Here is a 12108-nt window from a genome sequence, read left to right on the forward strand (position 1 = left end):
TGTTGTTCTTATTTTTCGTTTAACCAACTTGCTAGTGTATCCTGATGGCTGCGTGCGGTCATATCCAAGCTAATTGGAGTAATTGAGACGTAACCTTCGCGTACCGCATAGAAGTCAGTATCTTCGCCATCATCCTGATGCCCGCCAATGGGACCATACCAATAAATTTTACGACCAAAAGGATCGGTTGACTCAACCATGGTTTCGGCCCGATGCCGACGTCCTAATCGCGTTACCTTAATTCCCTTCAAGTCTTCATAAGGCATCGCCGGCACGTTAATATTTAGGATGGTATCAAGTCGCAACGGATTATCGGCCATTTTATTAACCACATCGGCAACCACGCGAGCTGCAACATCATAATAATCTTCGCTGCGTGACCCCATCGATACGGCAATGGCTGGAAAGCCCATGTAGCGCCCTTCCATGGCGGCTGCAACAGTGCCCGAATAAAGCACGTCGTCACCCATATTCGGACCATCATTGATCCCTGAAACAACCAAATCTACATCATCAGTTAACGGCGAGTTAGTGCCAAGATGAACACAGTCGGTCGGAGTTCCGTTGAGTGAATAAAAACCATTCGCTAAACGTTGTACCCGCAGCGGATTGTGCAGCGTCAACGAATTACTTGCGCCGCTGCAATTCCGATCGGGAGCAATGACACGAACTTCGGCAATTTCATTTAGTGCTTCATACAACGCCGCTATCCCCGGGGCGTGTACGCCATCGTCATTACTCACTAATAACTTCATCATAATCTTAAACCTTCTCTTATCGTATTAGGTTGCTAAACTAGTCTGCAACAATTCGCGCAATAAACCGGTAGCAAAACTTCCGCGCGGCAAAGTGAAGCGTACGTCTGCTGTGGTTGCATCAAGCTGCTCAAACTCCGGCAGTGTAGGTTTCACCATTAGCGCACGACGCGCTAAGTCAACGCGTTGTTGTTTTAGGCCACTAAGGAGCTCTGCTTCGCTCTGTAACAGATCAAATTCGAAGTCTGTCAGATGCGCTTCTCGCGGTTCTGGCCAGCTGCCTGCCAGCGGAGCTGATAGCAAAATATCACCCGAGCGCCAACGTGCCAGTAGCTCATCATCCAGCGTGGTAATCTGAAAAAATGAGCGACTACCCGCTAGAATCATAAAATCACCTGGTTCTGGATCCACACGTCCGGCGGCGATGCGCGCGCTGACAATGGTATTAAACAGATAGCTACGCGCTGCGGAAAGTAACAAACCTTGCTGCTGACGACTCCATTTGCGCACCTGTTTGCGACTCAATTCACCAGTCAACCACCCCCGTGCCTTGCTTAGATTTTGTCCATTATGGCCGAAGCGTTGCTCGCCAAAGTAGTTTGGAACACCTTGCTCAACAACCTGTTGCCAGCGGGCAAAAAGCTCATCACTATCGCTAATATCGCGCAATCGTAAAACGAAACGATTACCTTGGTGATACCCCTGTTTTAACTTCTTCTGCTGTTGTACGGCCCGCTCAACCCGGAATTCTGGATGTTCAAGCTCGTGCCACGCCAGCAACTCCTGGCCAGGTAGCTGTACGGAAAACCATTGCCAGGTTTCGGCATGACGATCTTTCAACCCAGCATAGCTAACCTGACGTTCGTTAACCCCTGCAAAATCGGCAAGTTGACGTGCGACGAAGTTGGTATTTGCACCATTTTTATAAACCCAAAGCCACTGATGTTCACCCGGCTCATCATTACCGACCGTTAACTGTTCAACCACCTGAAAGTCTTGATTGGACTGCCGGAATTTTCCCGTAACCGTCGGTTCCCCATGCCAATACGCTAACTCACTCAATGCATTATCCATCATTTATTATTACCTTCATGATGACTACTGCGTGGCAGGCGATACCTTCTTTACGTCCGACAAACCCCAGTTTCTCAGTCGTCGTCGCTTTCACATTGACACAATCGACAGTGGTATTCAGTAAATCTGCTATGCGGACCTTCATGTTTTCTATAAACCCGGCCAAACGTGGCTCCTGCGCGACTACAGTGACATCTAAATTGCCTAATACATAACCCTTATTTTTCGCTTGGACAACCACTTGCGCAAGTAGCTTACCACTGTCAGCACCAGCATAAGTCGGGTCAGTATCAGGGAAATGATGGCCAATATCGCCTAGTGCAAGCGCACCAAGTACAGCATCCGTGATCGAGTGCAGCACCACATCACCATCTGAGTGAGCAATCAGCCCCTGTGTATGAGGAACTTCAACGCCTCCTAGCATTAGCGGTTTATCACTACCAAATTTATGCACGTCATAGCCGTGGCCAATCCGCATAACTACTCCTTTTCCAATACAATTAAGCGGGCAATGTCTTCATCGCCCGGTTGCGTGATCTTTAAATTACTACGGCGACCCAACACTAATCGCGGCTGCAGCCCCAACGCCTCCATTACCGATGCTTCATCGGTAAAATCAGCATGATCCGTGCCAAGCTGTTGCCAGCCACGTTGTAATTCCGCCGCGGGGAACACCTGTGGCGTCAGCGCGTGCCACAACTGCCCGCGGGCAACACTACCTAAGCTGCGTTGAGCTGATCCACTACGTTTTAAAGTGTCAGCCACAGGCAGTGCCAACAAAGCTCCTGCGGGATCACCTAATGCCGCATCCAGCACGGCAGCAAGCTCTGCGGCGGTTAAACAGGGACGCGCTGCATCATGCACTGCCACCCAGCTGAAGCCATCAGCCATAGCTGCATTTACCCCAGCAGCAACTGAAGCTGCTCGTGTCATGCCTCCTTCAACTTGCACAATAGGTTGCGCAACCTTAAATTGCTGCGCTGCAAAATAAGGGTCATCGCTACTTGTAGCAATGTAGATTTGGCTAATTCGGGGATCTTGGCAGAGTGCCTGTACCGTCCACTCAAGCACAGTTTGCTGGCCAAGTTTTAAATACTGTTTAGGGTATTCAGATTGCATCCGCCGACCTATACCCGCGGCCGGAATTACTGCAGCAACCCGCTTAATCGTCGTCATAGGATTTAGATTTCACCGGTATCAAACGGAAAAAGGTTTCATCTTGTTTTATCAAACCAAGCTCATTGCGCGCACGCTCTTCCAATGCCACTTCGCCTTCGCGCAGATCTTCGATATCAGCAATAAGAACCTGATTACGCTGGCGTAATTTCTGATTAGTTTGCTCTTGTCGCGCGACATCTTGTTGCAAATGCCAATATTCGGGAAGGCTATTTTTACCGAACCAAAGTCGGTATTGCAGCACCACCAGTAGCACGAACAAGACAAGTTTTAACAGGCGCATCGTTTCACTCGCATGGTATGATGTCCTAAGTATACCTTTCTTTTGTTATGAACCAAGTAATTCAAGGCTAACATGGAATACTACCTTATCGCATTGATCATGTTTGCGGGAGCTTCTTTACAAGGAATTACCGGCTTCGGCTCTGGGCTGGTTGCGGTACCCCTGCTCAGTTTGCTTATTCCGTTACCACAGCTTACCCCGTTGCTATCGGTAATCAATGTGGTTATGGCGATTTATCTGTGTTGGTTGCTACGCCATTATTTTAGTATTACAAAGTGGTATGGCTTACTTGCAGCTGGCGTCATAGGCACCTTGGTTGGCAATTTTGCCCTCGCCTATCTACCCCTTGCTACCTTGCAACAAGGCATGGCTATTTTTGTAATTAGCGCCGGCTTGCTGTTCTGGTTTGGGGTACAAATCAAGGCTCGAGCGACAGCTTCTCAACAAGCATTTACCGGACTTATTGCAGGCTTTGCCAATGGTGCACTGACTCTGGGTGGTCCACCTGTAGTGCTTTTCCTGACTGCCAATCGCCTCGATCGGAGTCAGTTTCGTGCCACCCTCGCACTGTTCTTTTTGGTGTTGGGTATGACTAATGTGACGTCTTTTGCTCTGCAGGGTAGTTACACCAACACCGGCTCAGTAAGTCTTCTAGCGCTACTAATCGGGGCTTTAACTGGTGCTTATTTCGGTCATCGCATCAGCCATCTGTTACCTGAGGCGTTGTTTCGTAAACTCACTCTGGTCATTGTTATCGGGGCGGGATTAATGGTGCTACTCACCAGCTAGTCGGACTTTTTAGTTCCAATTTATAGCGGTAGCCAATAACAGTTCACGAAGCGATAACGTCCGTGGGTCGGCGCGTCCTTTGTGTGACCACTGATGGCCGCTAACTGCGGCCTTCAAGAGTGCTAGCTCTGGTTTGGCAAGAGCCACGTGATCACCGTCCGCTTCGGTACTTTCGCCGGTATAAAGAAACCAGCCAAATTCGTTGCAGTGCACCCGCCGGCCGTCACGATCTATACGATCTATCGAATCAAGGCGAACCTGCTGCAAGCGCGGATCTAAATTTAAGATAGGGACCGTTGTACCAAGTTGCACTTTACCGGTCGACAGCCAAATCTCAAGCTTAGTCGAGCGATTTGCGGCGGGTTTCAAGCTGCGTTTTTGCGGCGTTTGCCAACTGGCATTCTGAATATCGAGCTCACAGGGACAATCACTGTTCAACATTGCCCGCGCCGCAGTTTTTACATAATAGCTGAGGCTTTTTAAGCGGCGTTGCAACCCTACGGGGGATTGCACCTGTAAACCGGCAAGAAAAATAAGTTCGCGTTCATAAAGTGCAGTGCAAAGCTCGGGATAAGCAGCCGGGTCATAACCCGGCTGCCGTTCGACAACTTCGAAAATATCGCGTTGGTCGCTCACCGCTAATTCACTCGAGTTCAGTTCGCAGCGCGAACTTCACCTCGGCCTCGATAAGGTGCGCTGCTATTAAGCTCTTGCTCGATGCGTAGCAGCTGATTGTATTTAGCCACTCGATCAGAGCGACACAGTGAACCCGTTTTGATTTGCCCTGCAGCTGTACCTACGGCCAAGTCTGCAATGGTTGCGTCTTCTGTTTCACCAGAACGATGAGAAATAACAGCGGTAAACCCAGCGTCATTTGCCATACGGATTGCCGCCAGCGTTTCGCTTAAGCTACCGATTTGGTTAAATTTGATAAGAATCGAGTTACCGATACTCTCGTCAATACCACGCTTGAGGATTTTAGTATTGGTGACGAAGAGATCATCACCGACCAGTTGAACCTTCTCACCTAAACGCTCGGTCAGTATCTTCCAGCCTTCCCAGTCACTTTCGTCCAAGCCGTCTTCGATAGAGATAATCGGGTAACGTTCGCACAATCCGGCAAGATATTCCGCAAATTCGGCGGCGCTAAACGATTTGCCTTCACCAGTTAGATGATACTTGCCATCGCGATAGAATTCAGATGCAGCGCAATCGAGAGCCAAGGTGATGTCATCACCCATCCGATAGCCAGCTTTCTCAACTGCCTCAACGATTACAGTAAGCGCTTCTTCGTTTGAACTAAGATTCGGAGCAAACCCACCCTCATCACCAACGGCTGTACTCAAACCGCGTTGGCGCAGTACTTTCTTAAGCGCATGAAAAATTTCTGCGCCCATCCGCAAGCCCTCGTGGAAATTCCTGGCACCTACCGGCTGAATCATAAATTCTTGGATATCGACGTTATTGTCCGCGTGTTCACCACCATTAAGAATATTCATCATCGGCAACGGCATGCTGTAGTTACCGCTGGTACCGTTTAAATTGGCGATATGAGCATACAAAGGCAATCCAGCACTGGCTGCAGCGGCTTTTGCTGTCGCCAGCGATACCGCTAGAATTGCGTTGGCGCCCAAGTTTTCTTTATTTTCAGTGCCATCAAGATCAAGCATCAGCTGATCAATCTGTTGTTGATCAGCCGCTTCTGCACCTACTAATTTGACAGCAATGATGTCATTGACGTTGGCAACTGCACGCAGCACGCCTTTACCAAGATAGCGCTGCTTATCGCCGTCACGCAGTTCGAGTGCTTCGCGTGAACCAGTGGAAGCACCGCTTGGTGCTGCAGCGCGTCCCCAATGACCATCCGTCAAATGCACATCGACTTCGATAGTCGGGTTGCCGCGCGAATCCATAATTTCACGAGCTACAATAGTTTGAATTGTTGCCATGCTAAAACTTCACTCCTTTGTTCAGCGACGGTTAGCTACGTCGTTGCTTTTGATACTTACCTGCGGCTGCAATAAAGCCACGGAACAACGGATGCCCATCGCGAGGCGTTGAGGTGAATTCCGGATGGAATTGCGCTCCAACAAACCACGGATGTTCAGGTATCTCAATAATCTCAACCAAGCGGTTATCATGCGACCAACCTGAAATTTTCAAGCCCGCAGCTTCCAGCCGCTCAATATAATTACCGTTCACTTCATAGCGATGGCGATGACGTTCACGAATCACATCTTCACCATACAGCTCGCGAGCCTGGCTGCCCGCTACCAGATGACATGGTTGCGCGCCTAAGCGCATGGTGCCACCCAAGTCAGAATGTCGATCACGTAACTCTTTTTGACCTTTATCATCCATCCACTCGGTGATTAGACCAACGACTGGGTGTTCTGTGTTTTCATCGAACTCAGTACTATTAGCACCCGTTAAACCGGCAACATTGCGTGCATATTCGATCATCGCAATTTGCATACCAAGACAAATACCAAGGTATGGAATTTTATGCTCGCGCGCATACTGCGCAGCCATAATTTTACCGCGAATACCGCGTTCACCAAAGCCTCCAGGAACAATAATGGCATCCACATCAGCCAACTTCGCCACACCTTTAGTTTCGACATCCTGCGCATCAATATAACGCAGGTTGACCGTTAGGCGATTTTTCAAACCAGCGTGAGCAAGCGCCTCGTTCACTGATTTATAGGCGTCTGGCAACTCAATATACTTGCCAACGAAACCAACGGTAACTTCACCACTCGGATTCGACTCCTGATAAAGCACTTGTTCCCATTCTGCCAAATCAGCTTCTGGGCGATCCAAACGGAAACGATTTACCACAATTTCATCAAGTCCCTGTGATTTTAATATCGCTGGGATCTTGTAGATACTATCGACATCTTTCAAGCCGATAACAGCGCGTTCTTCAACGTTTGTGAACAACGCGATTTTCGAGCGCTCATTAGCTGGCAAAGCGCGATCGGAACGGCAAATCAGAATATCCGGTTGAATACCGATGGAACGCAATTCTTTTACTGAGTGCTGAGTCGGTTTGGTTTTAACTTCGCCAGCGGCGCCGAGAAACGGTACCAAAGTAAGATGCATAAACAAGGTGTGGTCGCGCGTTACTTCTGTACCAAGCTGCCGAATCGCTTCAAGGAAAGGTTGTGACTCGATGTCACCCACGGTACCGCCAATTTCAATAATCGCGATATCGTAACCTTCACCACCTTCAACGATGCGACGCTTGATCTCATTGGTAATGTGCGGAATAACCTGAATCGTGGCACCAAGAAACTCTCCACGACGTTCGCGACGAATAATATCTTCGTAGACACGGCCAGCAGTGAAATTATTTTTCTTGGACATTCGCGTACGAATAAAGCGCTCGTAGTGGCCTAAATCCAAATCAGTCTCAGCACCATCTTCGGTAACAAAGACTTCACCGTGCTGAATTGGGCTCATAGTGCCCGGATCCACATTGATGTAGGGGTCAAGTTTAAGAATTGTGACCTGTAAGCCACGTGCTTCGAGAATTGCCGCCAATGAAGCTGCAGCAATACCTTTTCCCAGCGAAGATACTACACCGCCGGTGACGAAAATATAATTAGTTGTCATGCGAAACCTAAGTCGTCAGGGTAAATAAGGGAATTGCTTTAAGACGGGAAAACAGTATACCTTAACGGCCGAATTCCGACAATTTAAAATTGATCCGATTGTCGCTGCCGTTTTACCTGTTGCCATTCGTCTTCCAATTCCTCGAGACTCAATTCTTCCGCAGTGCGTCCCTGCTCTGCCAAACGTCGTTCGATGCCTTGAAAGCGTTGCTTAAACTTTAAGTTGGTGCGCCGCAATGCGTGCTCAGGATTCACCTGCGCATGACGCGCCAAATTCACTACAGCAAACAACACATCACCAATTTCATCCTCAACTGCATTTTGATCTAATTCTGGCGCATTGAGTTCAGCTTCAACTTCCGCAATCTCTTCTTTTATTTTTGCCATCACTGGCGCCATGGTGTGCCAATCAAAACCAACATTAGCCGCCCGTTTTTGTAACTTTTGCGCCATTAAAATACTTGGTAAATTACTCGGGATGCCGGCAAAAATCGAATCATCAACTCCCTGCGCGGCACGCTCTTGTTGTTTTATTTGCTCCCACTGAGCTTTTATCTCAGCATCGGTTTGCGCCGCCGTTTCGGCAAACACATGAGGATGGCGACGAATCAGCTTGTCTGCGGTCTGCTGCGCCACCTCATCAAAACCAAACTTACCCTGCTCTTGAGTCAGTTGGGTATAAAACACCACCTGAAACAACAGATCTCCCAGTTCATCTTTAATTGCGTGATCATCACCTTCGGTCAATGCCGCTGCCACTTCGTAGGCTTCTTCTATGGTGTAAGGGATCAAACTGGTTAAGGTTTGTTTTAAATCCCAGGGGCAGCCCGTTTCCGGGTCACGCAAGCGTTGCATTACCTCAAGCAATGCCGTCATGCCAGGAAACGAATCAAGTTGTTGCGTGTTAATTGTTGCCACTACGTGTCACCTTATGAATACCTTTTACCTGCAATAAGCGAGCAATGATCCGTTGCAAACTGGTTTGACTCTCAATCAACACCCCAAGTGATATGCGCGCCTGTTGTGTTGCATCATCCAGTTGTGAGTCTAACTGCGCAACACTGGTTTTCTCGTTCGCCAAAATCGCCGTAACGTCATGCAACAGGCCGCTTCGGTCATCCGCATCGATTTGTAAGTCGGCCCGGTAGCGACCGTAATCAGTGCGACTCCAACTTACTTGTAACCCGCGTTCAGGATGTGTTTCCAATAAATGTTTAAGCTGCTCACAGGAACGATGGTGCACCGAAACACCACGTCCCTGCGTGACAAATCCCATAATAGGCTCACCCGGTAACGGCTGACAGCACTTAGCAAATTGCACCAATAAGTTACCTATGCCCTGCACGCTGACGTCACTTTGCTTGCCAGCTTTACCTTGGGATCGGCGCTGTAACCGTTCTAATCGCTCAGAAGCCGCATCCGGTGCTGGTTTAAGTTGGTTTACAACTTGATTTAAACGCACATCACCGGCGCCGATAGCGGCCAACAGGTCATCCAAATGATTGAAATTAAAGCGTGCCAAAACGGTGCTGGCTTGATTGAGCGGAATTTCGAATTTGCTCAATTCAGCTTCAAGCAATTCCCGCCCGGCTTTCAAATTCTTGTCACGGTCGAGTTTTTTGAAATAACTAGCAACCTTACTTCGCGCCCGCGATGTACACAAATAACCGAGTGCCGGATTCAACCAGTCACGACGTGGATTTACCGCTTTCTGGGTGAGGATTTCGACCCTTTGACCGTTTTTTAAGGTATAGGTAAACGGCACGATGTGTCCGTCAACTTTTGCTCCCACGCAGCGGTGACCTACTTGAGAATGAATGTAATAGGCAAAGTCCAAAGGTGTAGCGCCCTGCGGCAAATCAATCACTTCCCCTTTGGGAGTGAAAACGTACACCCTGTCTTCAAATACTTGCGAGCGAACCTCAGCGACTAATTCATCATTCTCGGCCATATCTTCATGCCAAGCGAGCAACTTCCGCAACCACGCGATTTTCTCTTCAAAGCCACTGGCCTTACTGCTGGTACCTTCTTTATAAAGCCAATGCGCGGCAACGCCAAGCTCAGCGTCATCGTGCATTGCCTGCGTGCGGATTTGAATTTCAATGTGCTTGTCTTCCGGGCCGATCACCACGGTATGAATTGACTGGTAACCATTAGCCTTAGGGGTCGCAATATAATCATCGAATTCGGATTGAATATGGCGGCACTGACTATGCACCACGCCTAGGGCGGCATAGCAATCTTTCAATGAATGGGTGATGACACGTACAGCGCGGATATCATAAAGCTGCTCAAAATTAAGATGTTTTTTCTGCATCTTGCGCCAGATCGAATAGATGTGCTTAGGACGACCATAAACTTCTGCGTGAACATCTTCTTGCAGCAAACCATCACTCAAATTTGCGACAAAGTGAGCAATGTATTCTTCACGATCCAACCGTCGCTCGTGCAGTTGCTTGGCGATACTTTTGTAGGTTTGCGGATGCAAATAACGAAACGCAAGATCTTCAAGTTCCCACTTGAGCTGACCTATTCCAAGGCGATTCGCTAGCGGTGCATAAATATCCTGGCATTCTTTGGCCACTAAAACCCGCGTCTCTTCATCATCGTTTTTGACTTCGCGCAGCCGACAAATACGTTCCGCTAACTTGATTAAAACCGCCCGCACATCAGCTACCATCGACAGTAACATGCGGCGGACATTATCAATTTGTTCAGCATTGGGTTTGCCGTGCTGGAAATGCTGTAGATCACTGATCATTTGCATTTGTTGCACGGCATCTAGTAGAGCTACTAAGTCAGAAAGCTTTGGATCGTATTGAAGTAGTTGCTCAGCACTGACATATTTCGTCTGATATGCTGGGCTGTAGAGGGCCGCCAGCAACGAATCCGTATCAAGGTTCAGTGCGGCAAGAATTTCCACCATTTCCTGACCTTTTATAAGCAGCTCAGGCTGTGTTTTAGTATGCTTTTGCAGCTGCTGGTAGTGACTGGTGAGCTGTGCTTTTACCTCGTCGACAGCAATATGCTGCAACCAATCTCCGTGTTGCTCAGGCCTATCAACATGGGTACTGCGCACATGAACCACAGCTATGCCTCCCGTTCAAACCAAGTAAGACATTCAATGTGATGGGTTTGCGGGAACATGTCAACGATTTGCGCCCGCGCCAGATGATAACCTGCTGAAAATAAAGCCTGAGCATCTCGCGCCAGGGTATCAGGAGCGCAGGAGACATAGATCACGCGTTGTGGTTGTCGCACACAAACCTCTTCGATCGCATGCGCCGCACCCGCCCGTGCGGGGTCGAGAAAAACTTTGTTGAATGGTGTCCGCGCCCATTCGTACTGTTGCCAATCCGCGCTCAAGTCGGCTTGTCTGGCAACAATCTCCAAGTCATGTTGCCGCGCACTGCTATTGAGACGTTCCACCATCGATTGCACACCCTCGATGGCAGTAACTTTCGCGCCTTGTTTGGCGATTGGCAGACTAAAATTTCCGCTGCCCGCATAGAGTTCGAGAATACTATCCTCAGGTTGCGGATCGAGCCAAGCTAATGCCTGCTCAACCAATAAAACACTTAAGTCTCCGTGGGCCTGTAAAAAATCCCCTGGTTGAAATGCTAATTCAGTTTGCCAACTGGCATAAGTAGGTAATTGCTGTTGCGGATCCAGGGGCTGCGGAGCGGATTCATTACACTGGATCCAGAAATCAACTTGATACTGCTGGGCAAACTTTTGCAGCTGAGGCAAATCTACAGCGTCCGGCCAGCGTTGCAAACGCAGCACGATACTGACGACTGTACTAGAAATTAATTCGACATGTCCAAGTTGCTTTACCAACGACAGCTGGGACAGTAAACCACGTAACGGCGTCAGCAACCGGGTTAACGCCTCATCACTAATCAAACAATCGTCGATTTCAACAATGCTCTTACTGTTAGCCTGACGTAAACCTAGCTTGAACTTGCGCCGTTTGCCATCCCAATGACAGGCCAGCCGTAAGCGCCGTCGATAGCGCCATGCTTCAGCCGTCAGCGGTGCCTCCCAGCTGGTGATTTTATGGCCGGCAAACTTAGCAAACAGTTCAGTTACCACTTGCTGCTTATGTTGGCGTTGTGCGGTCAGCTCCAGATGTTGCAGGTCGCAACCACCACAGTCATTGTAGTGTGGGCAAGCAGCAATAACTCGGTCCGAAGTAGGCGTCTTCACCTGTAATAACTTGCCCTGCCATTTCCCTTGCGGCTGAAAGTCAATGACCTCGCCGCTCAAAGCACCGCTAACAAAACGTACACCACTTGAATCGCGCACGACACCTCGCCCCTGATGGTCCAGCGCGCTGACGTTAACGTCGCGTTTGACGGGGGATGTAGTTTTGCTCTTGCGCGCCTGTGACGGACGATAGATTTGCGCCATG

The 12108-nt window shown here is 49.0% G+C and carries 12 protein-coding genes; 1 reads left to right on the plus strand and 11 read right to left on the minus strand.

Features of this window, described 5'->3' with window-relative positions:
- Positions 1-8 precede the first annotated feature (8 nt).
- The 5 genes from surE to ftsB are packed head-to-tail and all read right to left on the minus strand — an operon-like array spanning position 9 to position 3288.
- The gene (gene surE / locus ACQ5ES_RS02900; protein ID WP_445014456.1) at positions 9-758 is read right to left on the minus strand and encodes a 5'/3'-nucleotidase SurE; all 750 of its coding nucleotides are present in this window, start codon (positions 756-758) and stop codon (positions 9-11) included.
- A gap of 24 nt (positions 759-782) precedes the next feature.
- Positions 783-1832: a tRNA pseudouridine(13) synthase TruD gene (gene truD / locus ACQ5ES_RS02905; RefSeq protein ID WP_445014457.1), complete on the minus strand. Its 1050-nt coding sequence runs from the start codon at positions 1830-1832 to the stop codon at positions 783-785.
- Positions 1822-2307: a 2-C-methyl-D-erythritol 2,4-cyclodiphosphate synthase gene (gene ispF, locus ACQ5ES_RS02910; protein WP_445014458.1), complete on the minus strand. Its 486-nt coding sequence runs from the start codon at positions 2305-2307 to the stop codon at positions 1822-1824. Before ispF ends, truD begins: the two co-directional genes overlap by 11 nt.
- Positions 2308-2309: 2 nt before the next feature.
- Positions 2310-3005 (minus strand): 2-C-methyl-D-erythritol 4-phosphate cytidylyltransferase, encoded by a 696-nt coding sequence (gene ispD / locus ACQ5ES_RS02915; protein WP_445014459.1) that lies wholly within the window; start codon positions 3003-3005, stop codon positions 2310-2312.
- Entirely contained in the window at positions 2992-3288 is a 297-nt protein-coding gene (ftsB, locus tag ACQ5ES_RS02920; protein ID WP_445014460.1) for a cell division protein FtsB, read from the minus strand. The genes ispD and ftsB overlap by 14 nt, the downstream gene beginning before the upstream one ends.
- A 72-nt stretch (positions 3289-3360) precedes the next feature.
- On the opposite strand from ftsB, the gene ACQ5ES_RS02925 reads away from it, so the two are divergent.
- Entirely contained in the window at positions 3361-4077 is a 717-nt protein-coding gene (locus ACQ5ES_RS02925) for a sulfite exporter TauE/SafE family protein (RefSeq protein ID WP_445014461.1), read from the plus strand.
- A gap of 9 nt (positions 4078-4086) precedes the next feature.
- On the opposite strand, the gene ACQ5ES_RS02930 is transcribed toward ACQ5ES_RS02925, so the two are convergent.
- The 6 genes from ACQ5ES_RS02930 to ACQ5ES_RS02955 form a co-directional block, all read right to left on the minus strand.
- The gene (locus tag ACQ5ES_RS02930; RefSeq protein ID WP_445014462.1) at positions 4087-4713 is read right to left on the minus strand and encodes a hypothetical protein; all 627 of its coding nucleotides are present in this window, start codon (positions 4711-4713) and stop codon (positions 4087-4089) included.
- A 17-nt stretch (positions 4714-4730) separates the two neighbouring features.
- Complete coding sequence (eno, locus tag ACQ5ES_RS02935) at positions 4731-6026, minus strand: phosphopyruvate hydratase (RefSeq protein WP_445014463.1); 1296 nt, start codon at positions 6024-6026, stop codon at positions 4731-4733.
- A gap of 31 nt (positions 6027-6057) precedes the next feature.
- The gene (gene pyrG, locus ACQ5ES_RS02940; protein WP_445014464.1) at positions 6058-7695 is read right to left on the minus strand and encodes a CTP synthase; all 1638 of its coding nucleotides are present in this window, start codon (positions 7693-7695) and stop codon (positions 6058-6060) included.
- Positions 7696-7778: 83 nt separating this feature from the next.
- Positions 7779-8570 (minus strand): nucleoside triphosphate pyrophosphohydrolase, encoded by a 792-nt coding sequence (gene mazG, locus ACQ5ES_RS02945; RefSeq protein WP_445015374.1) that lies wholly within the window; start codon positions 8568-8570, stop codon positions 7779-7781.
- A gap of 28 nt (positions 8571-8598) precedes the next feature.
- Positions 8599-10782: a GTP diphosphokinase gene (relA, locus tag ACQ5ES_RS02950; RefSeq protein WP_445014465.1), complete on the minus strand. Its 2184-nt coding sequence runs from the start codon at positions 10780-10782 to the stop codon at positions 8599-8601.
- Positions 10783-10784: 2 nt separating this feature from the next.
- Entirely contained in the window at positions 10785-12107 is a 1323-nt protein-coding gene (locus ACQ5ES_RS02955; protein ID WP_445014466.1) for an rRNA adenine N-6-methyltransferase family protein, read from the minus strand.
- Between the last annotated feature and the right edge of the window lies 1 nt (position 12108).

This window comes from Pseudidiomarina xizangensis (assembly GCF_052541995.1).

What these genes read in the sequence shown, in the direction of transcription:
- surE (WP_445014456.1), bottom strand. Translation starts at nt 758, where the DNA reads ATGATGAAGTTATTAGTGAGTAATGACGATGGCGTACACGCCCCGGGG.
- truD (WP_445014457.1), bottom strand. Translation starts at nt 1,832, where the DNA reads ATGATGGATAATGCATTGAGTGAGTTAGCGTATTGGCATGGGGAACCG.
- ispF (WP_445014458.1), bottom strand. Translation starts at nt 2,307, where the DNA reads ATGCGGATTGGCCACGGCTATGACGTGCATAAATTTGGTAGTGATAAA.
- ispD (WP_445014459.1), bottom strand. Translation starts at nt 3,005, where the DNA reads ATGACGACGATTAAGCGGGTTGCTGCAGTAATTCCGGCCGCGGGTATA.
- ftsB (WP_445014460.1), bottom strand. Translation starts at nt 3,288, where the DNA reads ATGCGCCTGTTAAAACTTGTCTTGTTCGTGCTACTGGTGGTGCTGCAA.
- ACQ5ES_RS02925 (WP_445014461.1), top strand. Translation starts at nt 3,361, where the DNA reads ATGGAATACTACCTTATCGCATTGATCATGTTTGCGGGAGCTTCTTTA.
- eno (WP_445014463.1), bottom strand. Translation starts at nt 6,026, where the DNA reads ATGGCAACAATTCAAACTATTGTAGCTCGTGAAATTATGGATTCGCGC.
- pyrG (WP_445014464.1), bottom strand. Translation starts at nt 7,695, where the DNA reads ATGACAACTAATTATATTTTCGTCACCGGCGGTGTAGTATCTTCGCTG.
- mazG (WP_445015374.1), bottom strand. Translation starts at nt 8,570, where the DNA reads ATGACGGCATTGCTTGAGGTAATGCAACGCTTGCGTGACCCGGAAACG.
- ACQ5ES_RS02955 (WP_445014466.1), bottom strand. Translation starts at nt 12,107, where the DNA reads ATGGCGCAAATCTATCGTCCGTCACAGGCGCGCAAGAGCAAAACTACA.